The 18,586-nt window shown below is 39.8% G+C and carries 16 protein-coding genes; 8 read left to right on the forward strand and 8 right to left on the reverse strand.

The window, feature by feature from the left end; translation table 11 throughout:
• Nucleotides 1-49: 49 nt before the first annotated feature.
• From leuC to KIM67_RS17075, 7 genes are all read left to right on the forward strand, one after another.
• On the forward strand, nt 50-1,459 hold the full coding sequence (gene leuC / locus KIM67_RS17045; protein WP_213832764.1) for a 3-isopropylmalate dehydratase large subunit: 1,410 nt from the start codon (nt 50-52) through the stop codon (nt 1,457-1,459).
• Nucleotides 1,460-1,491: 32 nt separating this feature from the next.
• Nucleotides 1,492-2,088 (forward strand): 3-isopropylmalate dehydratase small subunit, encoded by a 597-nt coding sequence (leuD, locus tag KIM67_RS17050; protein ID WP_213832765.1) that lies wholly within the window; start codon nt 1,492-1,494, stop codon nt 2,086-2,088.
• A 31-nt stretch (nt 2,089-2,119) separates the two neighbouring features.
• On the forward strand, nt 2,120-3,637 hold the full coding sequence (locus KIM67_RS17055) for an alpha-isopropylmalate synthase regulatory domain-containing protein (RefSeq protein WP_213832766.1): 1,518 nt from the start codon (nt 2,120-2,122) through the stop codon (nt 3,635-3,637).
• Between the two features lie 108 nt (nt 3,638-3,745).
• Nucleotides 3,746-4,801 carry a 3-isopropylmalate dehydrogenase gene (gene leuB, locus KIM67_RS17060; protein WP_213832791.1) on the forward strand — a complete coding sequence of 352 codons (1,056 nt, stop codon included), beginning with the start codon at nt 3,746-3,748 and terminating at the stop codon, nt 4,799-4,801.
• 486 nt (nt 4,802-5,287) lie between these two features.
• Nucleotides 5,288-6,451 carry a hypothetical protein gene (locus KIM67_RS17065; RefSeq protein ID WP_213832767.1) on the forward strand — a complete coding sequence of 388 codons (1,164 nt, stop codon included), beginning with the start codon at nt 5,288-5,290 and terminating at the stop codon, nt 6,449-6,451.
• Nucleotides 6,452-6,766: 315 nt separating this feature from the next.
• Nucleotides 6,767-7,093, forward strand: coding sequence for a hypothetical protein (locus tag KIM67_RS17070; protein WP_213832768.1), 327 nt, complete (start codon nt 6,767-6,769; stop codon nt 7,091-7,093).
• A gap of 3 nt (nt 7,094-7,096) precedes the next feature.
• A complete protein-coding gene (locus KIM67_RS17075) occupies nt 7,097-7,243 on the forward strand; it encodes a hypothetical protein (RefSeq protein WP_213832769.1) in 147 nt (48 codons plus the stop codon).
• A gap of 40 nt (nt 7,244-7,283) precedes the next feature.
• Here KIM67_RS17075 and KIM67_RS17080 read toward each other — a convergent pair whose 3' ends face one another.
• Nucleotides 7,284-8,561 (reverse strand): serine hydrolase domain-containing protein, encoded by a 1,278-nt coding sequence (locus KIM67_RS17080; RefSeq protein WP_213832770.1) that lies wholly within the window; start codon nt 8,559-8,561, stop codon nt 7,284-7,286.
• 295 nt (nt 8,562-8,856) lie between these two features.
• Between KIM67_RS17080 and KIM67_RS17085 the strand changes: the two genes are divergently transcribed.
• A complete protein-coding gene (locus KIM67_RS17085; protein WP_213832771.1) occupies nt 8,857-9,291 on the forward strand; it encodes a hypothetical protein in 435 nt (144 codons plus the stop codon).
• Between the two features lie 22 nt (nt 9,292-9,313).
• On the opposite strand, the gene KIM67_RS17090 is transcribed toward KIM67_RS17085, so the two are convergent.
• The 7 genes from KIM67_RS17090 to ilvD all read right to left on the reverse strand — a co-directional run bounded on the left by KIM67_RS17090 (nt 9,314) and on the right by ilvD (nt 18,430).
• Nucleotides 9,314-10,903 (reverse strand): NADP-dependent glyceraldehyde-3-phosphate dehydrogenase, encoded by a 1,590-nt coding sequence (locus KIM67_RS17090; RefSeq protein ID WP_213832772.1) that lies wholly within the window; start codon nt 10,901-10,903, stop codon nt 9,314-9,316.
• Nucleotides 10,904-11,050: 147 nt separating this feature from the next.
• Nucleotides 11,051-12,316 (reverse strand): threonine ammonia-lyase, encoded by a 1,266-nt coding sequence (ilvA, locus tag KIM67_RS17095; RefSeq protein WP_213832773.1) that lies wholly within the window; start codon nt 12,314-12,316, stop codon nt 11,051-11,053.
• A 24-nt stretch (nt 12,317-12,340) separates the two neighbouring features.
• Nucleotides 12,341-13,816, reverse strand: coding sequence for a ketol-acid reductoisomerase (ilvC, locus tag KIM67_RS17100; protein ID WP_213832774.1), 1,476 nt, complete (start codon nt 13,814-13,816; stop codon nt 12,341-12,343).
• A 22-nt stretch (nt 13,817-13,838) separates the two neighbouring features.
• Nucleotides 13,839-14,366, reverse strand: a complete 528-nt coding sequence (ilvN, locus tag KIM67_RS17105; protein WP_213832775.1) for an acetolactate synthase small subunit — start codon at nt 14,364-14,366, stop codon at nt 13,839-13,841.
• 2 nt (nt 14,367-14,368) lie between these two features.
• A complete protein-coding gene (locus tag KIM67_RS17110) occupies nt 14,369-14,953 on the reverse strand; it encodes an O-methyltransferase (protein ID WP_213832776.1) in 585 nt (194 codons plus the stop codon).
• A 1-nt stretch (nt 14,954) separates the two neighbouring features.
• Nucleotides 14,955-16,688 (reverse strand): biosynthetic-type acetolactate synthase large subunit, encoded by a 1,734-nt coding sequence (gene ilvB, locus KIM67_RS17115; protein ID WP_213832777.1) that lies wholly within the window; start codon nt 16,686-16,688, stop codon nt 14,955-14,957.
• 65 nt (nt 16,689-16,753) lie between these two features.
• Nucleotides 16,754-18,430 carry a dihydroxy-acid dehydratase gene (gene ilvD, locus KIM67_RS17120; RefSeq protein ID WP_213832778.1) on the reverse strand — a complete coding sequence of 559 codons (1,677 nt, stop codon included), beginning with the start codon at nt 18,428-18,430 and terminating at the stop codon, nt 16,754-16,756.
• Nucleotides 18,431-18,586: the final 156 nt, after the last annotated feature.

Below are 18,586 nucleotides of genomic sequence, written 5' to 3' on the forward strand. Positions count from 1 at the left end.
TTTTTTTCCTTAATTTATTTTTAACAGCTTATAAATTATTGAAATTATCATGAGTAAAACACTATTTGATAAAGTCTGGGATTCACATGTGGTAAAGCATATTGAAAAGGGTCCTGACGTTCTATTTATAGACAGGCACTTGGTACATGAGGTTACCAGTCCAGTAGCGTTTTTAGGGTTGAAGAATAGGAATATTAAGGTAATGTATCCAGAACACACCTTTGCCACAGCCGATCACAACACTCCGACCAGAAATCAACATTTACCGGTAAAGGATAAACTCTCTGCAAATCAGCTAAAAGCTTTGGAAGAAAATTCCAAGGCGCATAATATACCATATTGGGGTCTTGGGCATGAGAAAAATGGAATTGTCCATGTAATCGGACCAGAAAACGGGATTACACTCCCAGGTGCCACCATAGTATGCGGAGACTCTCATACCTCTACGCATGGAGCATTTGGCGCCATTGCTTTTGGTATTGGTACCAGTGAAGTTGAAATGGTACTTTCAACGCAATGTATTATGCAACCCAAGGCAAAAAGTATGCGAATAAACATCGATGGGGACTTGAATATAGGTGTTACGCCAAAAGATGTTGCTCTATATATCATTTCAAAATTAACAACTTCTGGAGCAACTGGGTATTTTGTTGAATATTCTGGTAAAGTATTTAGGGATATGTCCATGGAAGGTAGGATGACGGTCTGTAATCTAAGCATAGAGATGGGAGCACGGGGCGGTATGATAGCACCAGATGAAAAAACCTTTGAGTACATAAAAGGACGAGAATATACACCAAAAGGAGCGGAATGGGATAAGGCAATGGCATATTGGAAAACACTATACTCCGATAAAGATGCCATTTTTGATAGTGAACTCTTCTTCAACGCTAGTGAAATAGAACCAATGATTACATATGGTACCAATCCAGGAATGGGTATCGGAATCAAGAATGGTATTCCACAAGCGGAAACTGTAGAAGGTGGAAACGCGACCTATAAAAAATCACTGGCCTACATGGCTTTTAATGAAGGGGAAGCTATGATCGGGAAACCTATCGATTTTGTTTTCCTAGGAAGTTGCACTAACGGAAGAATAGAGGATTTTAGGGCTTTTGCCTCAATTGTAAAAGGCAGAAAAAAAGCTGATAATGTTACGGCATGGCTCGTACCCGGATCACACCGTGTCGAAGAATCCATTCAAGAAGAAGGTATCCTGGATATACTACAAGAAGCTGGTTTTGAACTAAGGGAACCCGGTTGTTCTGCTTGTTTGGCAATGAACGATGACAAAATACCTGCTGGAAAATACGCCGTTAGTACCTCCAACAGAAATTTTGAGGGAAGGCAAGGACCAGGCTCTCGTACACTATTGGCCAGTCCTTTAGTAGCGGCGGCGGCGGCCATAACAGGAAAAGTTACCGATCCAAGGGAGTTAATGCAAGTTGAGGCAGTCTAACTTCTAAAATCTAATTTCTAGAATCTATACAAATGGCATACGATAAATTCAATATACTTAAAAGTTCTGCTGTACCACTTCCTATCGAAAATGTGGACACAGATCAAATCATACCCGCACGGTTTTTAAAAGCAACCGAACGTAAGGGATTTGGGGATAATCTCTTTAGGGATTGGCGCTATAACCAGGATGATACACCAAAAGAGCAATTTGTGCTGAACAACCCTATTTACAAAGGCAAAATCTTGGTAGGTGGTAAAAATTTTGGTTCAGGTTCTTCAAGGGAACATGCAGCTTGGGCCGTTTACGATTATGGATTTCGATGCGTCATATCAAGCTTTTTTGCTGATATCTTCAGAAATAATTGTTTGAATGTGGGAGTCCTTCCAGTGCAGGTTAGTCCAGAATTCTTGGATAGCATATTTAAAGCCATTGAAAAAAAACCAAATACAGAATTGGAAGTTGACCTATCGCTTCAGAAAATTACTATTGTAGATACCGAGGAAAACGAAAACTTCGTTATCAACGCATACAAAAAAGAAAATATGCTCAATGGTTTTGATGATATCGACTATCTGTTGAACATTAAAAAAGATATTGAAGCATTTGCGGCAAATACACCACTTTAAAAGTGTCCTAAACTAGCTATTCAATCCAAAAATGCACAAACGGACAGTTGAAATAATGGATACCACCCTTAGGGACGGTGAACAGACCTCTGGAGTATCTTTTTCTTCTTCGGAAAAACTCACACTTGCCAAACTTTTGTTGGAAGAACTACAAGTCGACCGTATAGAAGTTGCCTCTGCCAGAGTATCTGAAGGGGAGTTCAATGCCGTAAAAAGTATTACGAAATGGGCAGAATTGGAAGGTTTACTTTCTAAGGTTGAAGTGTTGACCTTCGTGGATAAGGGGGTTTCCCTTGATTGGATGGTACAGTCGGGTGCCAAAGTCCAAAATCTGTTGACAAAAGGTTCCTTGAACCATCTTACCCATCAACTAAAGAAAACGCCTGAACAACATTTTAAGGACATTGAAGAAGTACTATCCAAAGCAAAGGCTTTAGGTATTACAACCAACGTGTATTTGGAAGATTGGAGCAATGGAATGCACAATTCTCCTGAATATGTATTTCAATTTTTGGATTTCCTAACCACACAACCGGTAAAACGTATTTTGCTCCCTGATACTCTAGGCATTCTAACCTATCAAGAAACAGCTGATTTTCTAAAACAGATCATAGTTAAATATCCCGATACCCATTTTGATTTCCATGGCCATAACGATTACGACTTAAGTGTTGCCAATGTCATGGAAGCACTCAAAGCAGGTTGCCATGGACTACACTTGACCGTTAACGGTATGGGAGAACGTGCAGGTAATGCGCCGCTCGCCAGCGTAATTGCCGTAATCAATGATTTTGTTCCCGAAGTTTCTATTAGGGTAAAAGAATCTTCATTGTACAAAGTGAGCAAACTGGTTTCCGCGTTTACAGGTTTTGGAATACCCGACAACAAACCAATTGTTGGCGACAATGTTTTTACACAAACAGCTGGAATACATGCGGATGGAGATAGTAAAAAGAATCTTTACTTTAATGATTTATTACCAGAACGTTTTGGCAGAAAACGTAAGTATGCCTTAGGAAAAACATCCGGAAAAGCGAACATACAGAAGAATCTTCAGGAACTTGGCCTAACGTTAAATGAAGAGGAGCTTAAAAAAGTAACCGAACGCATTATTGAGCTTGGCGACAAAAAGGAACGAGTCACCAAAGATGACCTTCCCTATATCATTTCCGATGTTCTAAATAGCGGATTGTACAAACAAAGCGTATTTGTAAAATCCTATGTGCTGACCCACTCAAAAGGATTAAAGCCCTCCACTACCCTTTCCATAGAGATTGATGGGAAATCGTATGAGGAAAATGCTCAGGGGGATGGACAATTCGATGCTTTTATCAATGCACTCCAAAAAGTGTATCAAAAAGAAAAAAGGGCTTTGCCAAAGCTTGTGGACTATGCAGTGCGGATTCCTCCTGGTAGTACATCAGATGCACTTTGCGAGACTATCATCACATGGCAAACCAAAGAAAATGAATTTATAACAAGAGGATTGGATTCGGACCAAACGGTTTCGGCCATAAAGGCCACCGAGAAAATGCTCAATTTGATTTAAGAAAATAGAAGTCAGACATCTGATTTCTGAAAACCAACAACGCTCGTGCTGAGCGAAGTCGAAGCAAACAACGAACAACGAACAACGAACAACGAACAACGAAATATAATGAAACTAAACATAGCCCTTTTAGCAGGTGACGGAATAGGTCCGGAAGTAATTGAACAAGCCGTGAAAGTATCTAATGCAATCGCTTCAAAATTCAATCATGAAATCAACTGGACACCAGCATTAACAGGTGCTGCCGCTATTGATGCCGTTGGCGAGCCATATCCTGATGAAACCCATGCGATTTGCGAAGCAGCAGATGCCGTCTTGTTTGGTGCTATAGGACATCCAAGGTTTGATAATGACCCATCTGCAAAGGTAAGACCAGAACAAGGGTTGCTTAAAATGCGACAGAAATTGGAATTATTTGCCAATGTTCGTCCAACGTTTACATTTCCGTCCTTAATCGACAAGTCCCCTTTAAAACGTGAACGCATCGAGGGAACGGATTTAATTTTTCTTCGCGAGCTTACCGGTGGTATTTATTTTGGGGAAAGAGGCCGATTGAATGCTAACGAGACCGCATTCGACACGTGTACCTACCATAGAAACGAAGTAAAACGATTGGCAAAAAAAGGCTTTGAACTCGCTATGAAACGCTCTAAAAAGTTATGCTGCGTAGATAAAGCAAATGTTTTAGAAACTTCGCGATTATGGCGTGAAACCGTTCAAGCCATGGAAAAAGATTATCCTGAGGTAGCGGTCTCCTATGAATTTGTTGATGCCGTCGCAATGCGACTCGTACAATGGCCCAATGCTTATGATGTATTGATTACAGAAAATCTTTTTGGGGATATTTTGACCGATGAAGCTTCGGTAATCTCTGGGTCTATGGGATTAATGCCATCTGCTTCTGTTGGTGAAAAGGCAAAGTTGTATGAACCGATTCACGGCTCTTATCCACAAGCCGCCGGAAAAGATATTGCCAATCCGTTGGCAACAATTCTATCCGCAGCCATGATGTTCGAGGATTTTGATTTGACCGATGAGGCAAAAGCTATTCGCGATGTTGTCAATAAATCATTGTCCGAAGGAATTGTTACAGAAGATTTAGCTGATGGTGGAAAAGCGTATAAAACCAGTGAAGTTGGGGATTGGTTGGCCGCCAATGTATAACCTACCCTTATACTGATCAATACCGAGCCTTGGAGTTTTCCAGGGCTTTTTTATTCTCAATTCAAAATCCTATTTCATTGAACAGTTTGTTATATCTAACATCTGGAACTCATCTTGAGTTTACAATATTCGCTGTAAATTCATCTTTTGCACCCATATTTCGTCTTTTTTTCGCCCCGTAGCCCTGCTATGCAGCTCAAAAAAGTCATCATCTGGGCACAAAATCTTGGATTTTCGCTTGAATTTGAAAACTCAAGACGAGTTCCTGATTTCACTTTCCACCCTTTATCCCAATAAACTAAGGTCAAGTTCAAATACAAGAATAGGTCCAACATCTATCACTAAATCCTTCAAATCTCAATTCAAAAAGCTTATCCGTCAATTCAAAACAGGCATTCGTCAATTGCCTCCCCGCTAAAAAACCTCCCCTTTCTATCTTTTAAAAGATAATAACAAACCCTTATCCGGGGAATAAAACATATAATCATGAAAACTCTTGTTCCAAAATCTTTTACCGACCCTCACAAAGTTATCCGTCCATTGACCTATTTCTTTTTGCTTTTGGTTTTATCTCTATTCACTTTCAACTCTTGTGGCAAGGATGACACTTGTACCGAAAAAAAATGGTATCAAAATCTGGACGGAGATTCAGAAGGAAATGATAAGGTTACCCTACTTTCCTGCGATAAGCCAAATGATTATATTGATGTTGGCGGTGATCCAGACGATACCAATGCGAATATTACCTCCAATTGCGAACAAATGACCTATTATGCGGATCAGGACGAAGATGGCTATGGGGACCCGAACAATTCCATTACCCAATGCTCTGGAGTGGACATCCCGGTGGGCTATGTTGGGGACAATACAGATTGCAACGACGAAGATCCCGGCAAAACGATTATTGGGGCCACCCTTTATGCAGATACCGATGGGGACGGTTATGGAGACCCGGATTTTCCAATAATTGCAGAGACCTGTGATGATTTCATGGGCAACGTATTGGACAACACCGATTGTGATGACACCGATGGCGATAACTACCCGGGCTCCCAATATATGGTATACCAGGACAATGACAACGACGGCCTAGGCAACCCAGAAGTTTCACAGACTGTTGCCGGTTGCACCTCCGTACCAGAGGGGTATGTAAAGGACAACACCGATTGTAATGACCTAATAGCGGGACCATTATTTGTTGCTGCGGATTGGGTTGGTACTTTCGATGTTAAAAGAACGTATTACGATGGAGATGGTGTCATTTCTTTTCTAAACTTTGAATGTATGATCGAAATCGTAGAGGGACAGCCAAACTCCCTCAAACTCATTGGTTTTTGGAATCCGGCGTATCCCGAAAGCACCCTTACCATTAGTGTAGATCCATGTACCCAAAAAGCAACTTGGAATGAAGATATCGCTATAGGGTACTATCCGTCTGAACCGTACATGGGTGATATCCATTGGGAAAGGGCGGATTATGGAAGCTATGCGACCCATAATATTACTGTGGACCCTCAGGATGCTTACGGATGGTGTACATTGGATCCTGATAATAAAACCATCGAGCTATGGGGCGTTTCCAGAATTCCAGACCATGGCGTTTACTTTGGCCATTACTTATGTGAACTTAGCCCCCACGTTGAAGACTAAACACGAACATGCATAAAACGGGCCCTGGGATTTTTCAGGGCTTTTTTCTCTAACTCCTATTTTCATAAACCAAAAAAACAATGAAATCAAAAATGTATCTTCATTCTGGAGAGGAGTCAATTGTCATGGACATGAATTTGTGCAAATACAATTTCATCTAGAAACCAATGGTTTTAGAAAGTGAAAAAGTTATAGAGATATTTGAGCAAACTTTAGATAGGGTCATGATAAGGAATATTAAATCTAGGTTCAACAATCCAACAGAAAAATATCTTGATGAATTGTTCAATAATTGGCAGAATTAAACCTTACATCATGAAAAATATAGCTCTAACAAACTTTTTGTTGTTCATTGTTGCATGTGGTCCTGAGGCTCCCATGTTTGAAAGGCAATACATCATCCTAAACAGTTCTTCTCATCCAATTTTTTTAGAATTTTATAGAGATGGACAACCCAGTCTATTTAACGCAACAGCGCTTTCAATGTCGCAGCAATTGGAAGGCTCGATTCTTTCAAGAAGTGGTGGTTCTTGGGAAAGTTTGTCTCAAAGCAATAATTTGAGATTACCTTCTACATCATTTGAGACAGACTCTGTAGTAATTGTTTTCAACAATGAAAAAAAAGCAACCTATACCATTTAGTTTATGCAATCGGGTCCAACTTTTAATCCAGCGGCAAGAAATCCACTCAGAGACACAGATTACAGTTCAATAGGTGATGATAGATTTCTTTTTCAAATAACAGATATAGATTTTGATAGTGCAGAAGATTGTGATGACGAATGCTTATAAGTCTCGCTTTTGCTTTATAACATAGCAAAAATTTACTATGTTACATGCTGGATTGTTCGCTATGCTCCGTTTCTGCATAAACGGTTTCAACAATCTTGTACAAGTCGGGTATTACCGTTCGCGCCAGTTTTGAATTACCATTGAACAGTACGCAAATGCCTAAATCATTGTCAGGGTATAATGCAATTTCATTTCTGTAGTCATTAACGCTACCGCCATGGTGCCAAACGGTCTTGGTCTTTGAAGAACCAACTTCGTTCAACGTATGCACACGCCAACCAAATCCATAATGTGACGCTGCATGGTTTGGCCAACGCTGGTAATACTTATTATTGTTTCCAATTTTTATAAAAGGCCTAAAAGCGGCCTGGATGGATTCTGAACTTAATACTTCGGGATTATGGCCAAGCAAAAAATGCATCCATTTGCCCATATCCGTAGCACTGGCATTGATTCCTCCCGCAACTATGGCATTGTAGTACCTGTCTTTTAAGGGTAAACTTTTCCACCCATTCTTTCTTTTTGCATGGGGAAATGCGACATTTTTGGTACTGAGCAATGTATTATGATCCATAGAGATGGTAGCCATTCCCAAAGGTTTAAAAAAACGGTTTTGCAACAACGCTTGAATATCCTTACCGGTCACCTTTCGCATTATTTCTTGACTGAGTGAAAACATAGCGTTTTGATAGCTGTACATAGTTCCAGGTTCGCTTATGGGCGTTACTTCATTAAAACGCTTTGCAATGTTTGCAACAGGCAATCCCGCTTCCACCAAATTGGTGTAACTATGATAGGGAGTTCCCGAAGTATGCGACAAAATATGGCAGAGTCTTACTTTTTGGGTATTGCTACTATCACCAAACTGGAATTCGGGAATATAATCTACTACTTTGTCATTCCAATCCAATTTTCCTTCAGCTTGTAAACTGGAAGCCAGTACCCCTGCAAATCCTTTAGATAAGGAACCAAGCCTGAATATGGTTTTTTCATCGATTCTGGCTTTTCCTTCAATACTTCGTTTTCCGAATCCGCCTGAAAACAAAATAGAATCACCATGTACGATACTTATTCCAGTTCCCACAACATCCCCAGAGGCTATTGCTCTCTTAAAATAATCTTGCAAAGCAATTTTTAGTTTTTGCTGTTGCAAATAATATAATTGCTTTTCCTTTTCAGTAACTGTTCTATGCTCTAGTGTATCGTTATCGTTTGTATATCCATTGTAAACGGTTTCTTCCGCTTTATTTCCCGCGCCAATGACAAACAGCATAATAACTACCAGCGCACTAATGCCTAAAACTTTAATTCTGCCCACAGGTTTTAATTGATTTATTCTGCATTCTTATTCAAAATAGAAAGTGCTTATAGTAGTAACTAGCTACTACGCCATTTTATTGCCGTAAACATAAAAACACAACCGTACACTTATCGATGGATGATTTTTTGAACAGTAAATGGCATAAGTACCTCTATTCAAAAGCTTCAATCTAGCATGATTTTGTTGTGATTTAACTCTTTATGGACGTATTTATCAATTCAAATGCCCTCTACATCAATTGGCCAATACAACCTTAAGCCTAAAAATATAGTTTTATCCAAAAGATAATGGATTGAAATCAATAAACATAGAGTTTCATATGGTAAAAATAAAATTCAGTAAAAAGCGAATGCTGGTCAATATATACTTCGCAATTTCATGGATTGTTCTAAGTATTTTTATTTATAAGGTCAGTAACAAAATGGGATATTTCTTTTTTATGTCTATTGCATTATCCGTAATCTATTTAATGTTTTACTTCTATCAACGGAGAATGCAGTACTTAACAATTAAAAACAGAACCATAAAAAAGAACTCGCTCTTTGCAAAAAGTATACTTCTGAACGAAATAGTAGAAATCAAAAGAATTGGAAATACCATATGTATTTTAAAAACTTCCGATAAAATACTTACAATTTACACTGATTTTATTGAAAAAGACTCTCTGATTAAACTAAATGACATTCTGAACGCTATCGAAATGAAAATAAAAGTCATATCAAATTAAATCGATCAGCCACAATTTGATTCTATAAAATATAATCCGTGCTCAAGAAGTTACTCACCTTGGCTTCCAAGAGCTGTTCAATGGTTTGATTGTTGAGCTCATTATCCTTGAACGCAACGAACGTACGTATGGAGAACGAACGCAACGCATCATGAACACTAAGGGTCGATTGTGCTGAATCCTTCCTGCCCGTAAAAGGGTATACATCTGGACCTCTTTGACAGGAACTGTTCAAGTTCACTCGACAGACCAAATTGGCCAATGTATCGATCAAGGGTGAAAGCGTATAAACATCTTTACCAAACAGACTCACTTGTTGTCCATAATTGGATGCTGCCATATCATCCAAGGGTTCCTCTATGTCTTTGAACGATACTACGGGTATGATTGGACCAAATTGTTCCTCTTCATAAACTCGCATATCCTTTGAGACGGGATACAAAACGGCAGGCCAAATGTAATTCTCAGACTGTTTTCCACCTTTCTTGTTTTTGATTTTTGCACCCTTTGCCTTGGCGTCATCCAGCAATTCCTGAATGTATGCAGGCTTGTCAGGCTCGGGCAATGGTGTCAACTTTGCACCATCGTCCCATGGGTTGCCAAATTTTAGGGAATCTACTTTTGATGAAAATCGTTTTAAAAATTCCTCTTTTATATCTTCATGGACATAAATCACCTTCAATGCCGTACATCGTTGGCCATTAAAAGAAAGTGTTCCGGCAATACATTCATCAATGGTAAGGTCTAAATCAGCATCTGGAAGAATAATGGCCGGATTTTTAGCTTCCAGACCCAATACCAACCGTAATCTATTACTTTTTGGGTGTTGGTCCTGTAACGCATTTGCAGATTTGCTGTTACCAATTAGTGCCAAGACATCTATTTTGCCCGTTTTCATAATAGGTGCCGCTACTGCCCTACCTCTACCAAAAAGAATGTTGACCACGCCTTTGGGAAAACTACTTTGAAAAGCTTCTAAAAGCGGTGTAATCAATAAAACCCCAAATTTGGCAGGTTTAAAGATAGTCGTGTTGCCCATAATAATAGCGGGAATCAAAAGTGCAAAGGTCTCGTTCAATGGGTAGTTATAGGGCCCTAAACACAACACAACTCCTAAAGGCCCCCTTCGTATGTGCGCGTAAACACCATCATGTTTTTGAAACTTGGCCGAATCACGGTCCAGTTTCTTATAATCCTCGATAGTATCATAAATATACTCAACGGTACGATCGAATTCCTTGTAGGAATCAGGTTTGGATTTTCCAATCTCCCACATCAAGAGCTTGACCACCTCTTCCCGTTTTTGCTCCATCTTTTTAACGAAGGTCTCCATACACTCAATACGGTCTTTTACCTTCATCGTTGGCCAAACACCTTGACCTTTTCCGTAAGCACTTAAAGCCGCATCCAAGGCTTCTGCTGCTTCCGCTTCACCCATATCTGGAATACTGCCCAGGACAGTGTGTTTATATTCTTCTGTAGAGGAAATTGTGGAGATTACCTCGGTGGTACTTCCACCCCACTCCTTTAACTCCCCGTCGACCAAGTAATGCCTTTGATGGGTTTGTTCGTTTATTTGAAATGCTGACGGTATCACTGCTTTAGCTTGCATAACTCTATGCTTTAAGTTTGTGTTCTGGTGTATGAAATTTTATTCTATATAAAGCTAACATTAAAAATCCCATATTTAGAATAGTCTGAAAACGAAAACGTTTTAATCTGGACTTTATCAAAAATTAACTGAAATTTGTTATTAAACTTAGACCAGATATTGAAAAAGGTCTGGTTTATTGTTCAAATAGTCTCCAAAAAAATTATTTGCTTTCATTCGCTCGATCAACGGCTTCAAATCTTCTGAAGACTTCAGTTCAATTCCAACAACTGCTGGCGCATTTTCCCTGCTCGACTTCTTAGAATACTCAAAATGGGTAATATCATCATTAGGTCCTAAAATATCGGCAACAAATTCTTTAAGTGCTCCCGGTCGTTGTGGAAATCGAATAATAAAATAATGTTTGAGGTTTCCATACAACAATGCCCTCTCTTTTATTTCCGCTGTCCGAGTGATGTCGTTGTTACTACCGCCAATGACACAAACTACATTTTTACCTTTTATCTCCTCACGGAAGTCATATAGCGCCGCAACCGTCAATGCAGCTGCAGGCTCTACCACAATGGCATCCCTGTTATATAAATCCAGAATGGTTTGGCAAACTTTGCCCTCTGGTACGGTTACCATTTTATACAAATGATTTTTACAAATTTCGAAGGTATCCTGGCCAACTTTTTGAACCGCTGCACCATCAATAAATTTATCGATGGTATCCAATTTTACTACAGCTCCCTTTTCTAAAGACTTTTTCATGGAAGGGGCACCAGCTGGCTCCACACCAACAATTTTTGTTTGTGGTGACAATGCCTTAAAAATTCCACAAAGGCCCGAAGCCAATCCACCACCGCCAACTGCCACAAAAATATAATCGATTTGGCTTTCAGATTGATCAATCAATTCCAATCCAACGGTAGCTTGCCCTTCTATTGTTTTAGGGTCATCAAAAGGGTGCACAAACGTTTTTCCGTCCGCACCGCACTTGTCCATCGCCATTTTGAACGCATCGTCGAACGTATCACCTTCCAGAATCACTTCAATCCATTTTTTACCGAACATTTTAGTCTGTTCGATTTTTTGCTTGGGTGTAACCGCAGGCATATAAATGGTACCTTTCACCCCAAGGTGGTTACAGGCAAAAGCCACCCCTTGAGCATGGTTTCCGGCACTGGCACAGACCACTCCCCTTTCTAACTGTTCTTTGGAAAGTGAATTTATTTTATTGAAAGCACCGCGAATTTTATAACTGCGTACCCTATGCAAATCTTCCCTTTTTAAAAGAATCGAAGCATCAAATTCTGTAGAATACCGAATGCTTTCCATTAACGGTGTCACTTCTGCCACTTGCTTTATGGTCTCAGCAGCTTTCCGTACATCCGCTACTTTTGGAAAATATGTGGTCGCTGTTTTCTTCATTTAATCCTTCAACTTCTGGCAACCCTATGCAATTGGTTTCATGGCAGTCATGGATTCTCTTAATCTAGCACCAACAATTTCTACAGGATGTTCCCTCAAGGCTTTATTAACAGCAATAAGCCGCTGATTATCTACACCAGTATCTTTTCCTTCGCCATAGTGCTTGCCAACAACATCGGTATCAATATCTTTCATAAAGCCTTCCAAAAGAGGTTTACAGGCATGGTCGAACAGATAGCAACCGTATTCAGCGGTATCGGATATGACTCGGTTCATCTCAAAAAGCTTCTTTCTGGCAATGGTATTAGCTATTAACGGGGTCTCGTGCAAAGACTCATAATAGGCAGATTCATCAATGATTCCAGATTCCGTCATTGTCTCAAAAGCCAATTCAACCCCAGATTTCACAAAGGCAACCATCAATACGCCATTATCGTAGTATTCTTGCTCCGAAATGGTGTCGTCGCCTGCGGGTATCTTTTCAAAAGCAGTTTCTCCTGTCTCTGCCCTCCATGTCAATAAATTTTTATCATCGTTTGCCCAATCTTCCATCATGGTTTTGGAAAAATGGCCACTCATGATATCGTCCATATGTTTTTGGAAAAGGGGTCTCATAATTTCCTTTAATTCTTCGGCCAAATCAAATGCCTTTATTTTGGCAGGATTAGACAATCTATCCATCATATTGGTAATTCCACCTTGCTTTAGGCCTTCTGTAATGGTTTCCCATCCATATTGAATCAATTTAGAGGCATATCCTGCATCAACTCCTTTTTCCAACATTTTATCAAAAGAAAGTATGGAACCTGTTTGCAACAAGCCGCAAAGAATGGTCTGCTCTCCCATTAAATCAGATTTCACCTCAGCGACAAAAGAAGATTCCAGTACACCTGCTTTATGACCACCAGTACCCGCAGCATATGCCTTGGCTTGGGCCAAACCTTTTCCTTCTGGGTCATTTTCTGGATGCACGGCTATCAAGGTAGGGACACCAAAGCCTCTTTTGTACTCTTCCCTAACCTCAGAACCTGGACTCTTAGGGGCTACCATGATTACGGTCAGGTCTTCTCTTACCTGCATTCCTTCTTCAACGATATTGAACCCATGGGAGTAGGATAATGTAGCGCCTTTTTTCATAAGCGGCATCACCGCACTTACTACATTTGTGTGCTGTTTGTCCGGAGTTAGGTTAATGACCAAATCTGCACTTGGAATCAATTCTTCATAAGTGCCAGCAGTAAAATTATTTTCCTTGGCATTTTTAAAGGATTGTCGTTCTTCCTTTATAGCTGCTTCCCGTAACGCATATGAAATATCCAATCCGGAATCTCGCATGTTCAAACCCTGATTAAGCCCTTGAGCCCCGCAACCTACAATTACAATTTTCTTTCCTTTTAGTGCCGTTACACCATCTGAAAACTCGGACGAGTCCATAAATCTACATTTTCCCAACTGTGTTAATTGATCACGCAATGAAAGTGTATTGAAATAATTTGCCATTTTAATTCTGTATTTAGTCTATTTATTGATTTTGAAATTCGAGTAAAATATCGGTAATGGGCATTTTAGCTTTGCTTACCGCAATTCTTCCAGAGCGCACAAATTGCATAATGCCATAAGGCTCCAATGCATCGTGCATTTCATCTATTTCGTGCCTACGACCTGTTTTAGCGATTACAAAGAAATCTCTGGCTACCGTCACGATTTGAGAATTGCTTTCCTTTATAATATTTTGAATCTGTCGTTCATCGAACAGTAAATCAGAAGCTATTTTAAATAAGGCGGATTCCTGATAAATTGTTTCTTCATCGGTGTGATAGTAGGCTTTGATTACCTCGACCTGTTTTTCTATTTGGCCGACTATCTTTCGTGTCCAATCTTCAGTCGTAAAAATTACTATCGTAAATTTTGAAACTCCTTCAATCTCTGATTTTGAAACATTTAAACCTTCTATATTAATGTGTCGCTTTAAAAATATTCCAGATATTCTGTTTAAAAGTCCGACGTTATTTTCTGAATAAACCGAAATGGTATACCACTGTTTTTCCATTCTTATTTTATTTTCACGGCAACGATTACACCCGTTGACCAGTCCATTTTTGTAATTGAAAAATCTTTTCTTGCTTCCAACGTTTCAATTAGTGAATATGCGTTTTCCTTATGACCTTCTGGCCAATTGGCTTGTTTCTGCATATCATCAATTACATAAAATCCTCCGATTTTAATTAATTCCAATGTTTCCTTCAAGAAGCTATATTTTCCAGGCCATGCATCGGCAAAGATTAAATCAAACTTTTCCTTCTCATTATATTCGGACAACCAAACGACTGCATCAGCATGTATCAATTGAAGCTGTTCCTCTTCGCCAAAAAATTCATTTGCTATTTGAATAAGTTCGCCATCATTATCAATACTGATAAGTTTAGAATTCTTGTCCATTCCCTCTAACATCCAAGCCATAGACAGCCCTATTCCTGTTCCCAGTTCCAAAAAAATACCGTTTGGTTTTGAAGCTATCAGTGTTTTTAGCAATGTCCCGATATAGATATCCGAAGGCATCGTAAATCCTATCTCTTCCGATTTGGCAAGTAAACCAGGATATACTTGCGGTGTATCTAAAATCGTAGTCTGGTCCATCTTATTTTAATCTAATGTCTGAAACGGAAGCGCCAGAAGGAATCATCGGGAATACATTGTCCTCTTTCTCCACTTTCACTTCTAAAAAATAAGGGTCTTTAGATGCTATCATCTCTGTTATCGCATTCTTCAATTCTGAACGGGCCGATACCCTTTTGGATTTTATATGATAGCCTTCCGCTATTTTCACAAAGTCTGGATTGACCATCACCGTGGAAGCGTACCTACTTTCAAAGAAAAGTTCTTGCCATTGACGTACCATACCTAAATGGTCATTGTTCAACACTACTATTTTTACAGGTACATTATGCTGGAAGATCACGCCAAGCTCCTGAATCGTCATTTGATAACCACCATCACCAATTATAGCAACGACTTCACGCTCCATTGCCCCCATTTTAGCTCCAATTGCTGCCGGTAAAGCAAATCCCATGGTTCCCAATCCTCCAGATGTAATATTGCTCTTGGACTGCTTAAATTTTGCATACCTACATGCTACCATTTGATGCTGTCCTACATCGGTAACGATGACCGCTTGGTTTTCTGAGGCAATATTGATCTGTTCAATAACCTCTCCCATAGTCAACCCCTCTTTTGAAGACTTTAAATCATTTTTGATAACAGTATCATATTCTATCTGATATTTTTTATCGAACTCGGTTTTCCAATCTTTGTGTTCATTTTTATTCACCAAAGGCAGTAATAGCCCCAATGTCTGTTTAGCGTTTCCTAAAACGGCTACATCTGCTTTTACGTTTTTATTGATTTCCGCTGGGTCAATTTCAAAATGAATGACTTTTGCTTGTTTGGCGTACGTATCCAAACTGCCCGTGACTCTATCGTCAAAACGCATTCCAATCGCGATTAGAACGTCACACTCATTCGTCAATACATTGGGCCCATAATTTCCGTGCATGCCTACCATGCCCACATTTAATGGATGGTCCGTAGGTATCGCAGATTCCCCCATAATGGTCCATGCAGCGGGAATTCCAGCTTTTTCAATTAATCTTGTCAACTCTTCTTCAGCTTCACCTAAAATAACACCCTGACCCCAAACGATATATGGCTTTTTAGCGTTATTGATAAGCTCAGCAGCAGCTTCAACCGATTTTAAATCTGGTTTTGGAAATGGTTTATAGCTACGTACACCAGTACATTTTTCGTAAACAAAGTCCAATTCATCAAACTGGGCATTCTTGGTGATATCTACCAAAACGGGCCCTGGCCTACCTGATTTTGCAAGGTAAAAGGCCTTTGCCATGATTTCTGGAATCTCACTTGCTTTGGTAATTTGATAATTCCATTTGGTAACAGGTGTTGAAATTCCGACAATATCGGTTTCCTGAAAAGCGTCTGAGCCCAATAAATGTCTTGGCACCTGTCCAGTGATACAAACTATTGGAGTGGAGTCTATTTGCGCATCGGCCAGTCCAGTGACCAAGTTTGTAGCCCCAGGTCCGGACGTAGCCATGGCCACACCAACTTTACCGCTTACCCTTGCATAGCCCTGTGCGGCATGTGTAGCTCCTTGCTCGTGTCTGGTCAAAACATGCGTAAGCTTATCTTGAAACTTGTAAAGTTCGTCATAAACTGGCATAATCGCTCCACCAGGATATCCATAGATCAAGTCCACACCTTCTGCCAATAAACAATGGATTATAGCCTCTGCCCCTGCAATCCTCATAGGTTTCTGATTCTTCACGTCTTTTTTTTGTGCTTTTAGTGTTTCCATAGGCCTCACCACCGATTCCCTACTAAATGAAAGGAGAGTTTGTCGGATTTATTTTAATATTAATTCTATATTTCATCAGTTACACAGCCTTTCGAGGCAGACGAAACCGTTCTTGCGTACTTGTACAAACTACCCTTTTTCACTTTTAGGGGAGGTTGTATCCAATTTTCCTTTCTAGCGGCCAGTACTTCATCTGGAATATCTACTGAAATACTGTTCTTTTCCGCATCAATGGTAATGATGTCCCCATCTTCTACCAAGGCAATTGCACCACCATCTTGCGCTTCTGGAGCTATATGCCCTACAACAAAACCATGAGTACCTCCAGAAAATCTACCATCAGTTATCAATGCTACATCCTTACCCAATCCCACGCCCATAATGGCAGCCGTAGGTTTCAACATTTCTGGCATTCCAGGCCCTCCTTTGGGTCCTTCATATCGGATTACGACAACATCTCCTTTTTTGACCAATCCATCCCGGATACCATCATTAGCTTTAAATTCCCCCTCAAAAACCTTCGCAGGCCCTGAAAAATGTAATCCTTCTTTTCCGGTAATCTTGGCAACTGCTCCTTCTATTGCTAGATTTCCATGAAGAATTCTAAGATGCCCCGTTTCTTTGATAGGGTTGTCCAAATCTTTCATGACTTGCTGCCCTTCGGTCAAGTCCGGTACATTTGCCAAATTTTCGGCAATCGTTTTACCTGTTACAGTAAGACAATCTCCATGTAACATACCGTGCTCTAGCATAAACTTCATTACAGCTGGAACACCACCAACCCGGTGTAAATCTTCCATTAGATATTTTCCACTTGGCTTTAGGTCCGCCAAGAACGGGGTGGTATCGCTTATACGTTGAAAATCTTCTAGTCTGAAATCAATTTCAGCAGCTTTTGCGATTGCCAAGAAATGAAGTACGGCATTTGTGGAGCCGCCTAAAATGGTTATCAATCGCACAGCATTTTCTAAAGATTTTTTTGAAATGATATCGCTCGGTTTGATATCATTTTCCAATAAATGTTTTAATGCTTTTCCGGAATCAATGCAATCCTGCTTTTTTTTATCTCCCGTAGCTGGGTTTGAAGAATTATAGGGTAAAGCCATTCCAAGTGCTTCAATAGCAGAAGCCATTGTATTTGCTGTATACATTCCTCCACATGCTCCCGCTCCAGGGCAAGCATTCTGGATTACACTTTTGTATTCTGCTTCATCTATGGAACCTGCAACTTTTTGGCCCCAAGCCTCAAAGGCGGAAACCACATCCAATTTTTTATCTTTTAAACACCCAGAAGCTATTGTACCACCATATACCAGAATCGAAGGTCTATCCAATCGTATCATCGCCATTAGGGCCCCAGGCATATTTTTATCGCAACCCACTACCGTGGCCAATCCATCATAATTCATTGCCTGAACTACAGTTTCCATAGAATCTGCGATGATATCGCGTGAAGGAAGTGAATAACGCATTCCGTAAGTACCCATGGATATTCCATCACTTACACCAATGGTATTAAAAATCAATCCTACTAAATCTCCTTGCTGTGTACCTTCTTTTACATAGGTAGAAAGCTCATTTAGGTGCATATTACAGGGATTGCCTTCATACCCGGTACTACCAATGCCTATAAGCGGCTTTTTTAAATCATCCTCTGTCAATCCAATGGCATACAGCATCGCTTGTGCGGCAGGTTGGGTTGGGTCTTGGGTTACATTTTTACTGTACTTGTTCAATTCCATTAACGTATTTCTTTCAAATCTGGATTTTTATTGAATTTACTCCTATAATCAAAGATAGATGTTTCAAAAACCCAATAATTTTAACAGTTTAAGGTGTTCTAAATCCATCTAAAATAAAAAACACATAATTTATTGTTTTTCAGATATTTACTTTGA

Origin of the sequence: Flagellimonas sp. 389 (genome assembly GCF_018449435.1) — a bacterium.
In the GTDB taxonomy this organism is placed as follows: Bacteria; Bacteroidota; Bacteroidia; order Flavobacteriales; family Flavobacteriaceae; genus Flagellimonas.

What these genes read in the sequence shown, in the direction of transcription:
- leuC (WP_213832764.1), top strand. Translation starts at nt 50, where the DNA reads ATGAGTAAAACACTATTTGATAAAGTCTGGGATTCACATGTGGTAAAG.
- KIM67_RS17055 (WP_213832766.1), top strand. Translation starts at nt 2,120, where the DNA reads ATGCACAAACGGACAGTTGAAATAATGGATACCACCCTTAGGGACGGT.
- KIM67_RS17075 (WP_213832769.1), top strand. Translation starts at nt 7,097, where the DNA reads ATGCAATCGGGTCCAACTTTTAATCCAGCGGCAAGAAATCCACTCAGA.
- KIM67_RS17110 (WP_213832776.1), bottom strand. Translation starts at nt 14,953, where the DNA reads ATGGACCAGACTACGATTTTAGATACACCGCAAGTATATCCTGGTTTA.
- ilvD (WP_213832778.1), bottom strand. Translation starts at nt 18,430, where the DNA reads ATGGAATTGAACAAGTACAGTAAAAATGTAACCCAAGACCCAACCCAA.
- ilvC (WP_213832774.1), bottom strand. Translation starts at nt 13,816, where the DNA reads ATGGCAAATTATTTCAATACACTTTCATTGCGTGATCAATTAACACAG.
- ilvA (WP_213832773.1), bottom strand. Translation starts at nt 12,316, where the DNA reads ATGAAGAAAACAGCGACCACATATTTTCCAAAAGTAGCGGATGTACGG.
- ilvN (WP_213832775.1), bottom strand. Translation starts at nt 14,366, where the DNA reads ATGGAAAAACAGTGGTATACCATTTCGGTTTATTCAGAAAATAACGTC.
- leuD (WP_213832765.1), top strand. Translation starts at nt 1,492, where the DNA reads ATGGCATACGATAAATTCAATATACTTAAAAGTTCTGCTGTACCACTT.
- KIM67_RS17070 (WP_213832768.1), top strand. Translation starts at nt 6,767, where the DNA reads ATGAAAAATATAGCTCTAACAAACTTTTTGTTGTTCATTGTTGCATGT.
- leuB (WP_213832791.1), top strand. Translation starts at nt 3,746, where the DNA reads ATGAAACTAAACATAGCCCTTTTAGCAGGTGACGGAATAGGTCCGGAA.
- KIM67_RS17090 (WP_213832772.1), bottom strand. Translation starts at nt 10,903, where the DNA reads ATGCAAGCTAAAGCAGTGATACCGTCAGCATTTCAAATAAACGAACAA.
- ilvB (WP_213832777.1), bottom strand. Translation starts at nt 16,688, where the DNA reads ATGGAAACACTAAAAGCACAAAAAAAAGACGTGAAGAATCAGAAACCT.
- KIM67_RS17065 (WP_213832767.1), top strand. Translation starts at nt 5,288, where the DNA reads ATGAAAACTCTTGTTCCAAAATCTTTTACCGACCCTCACAAAGTTATC.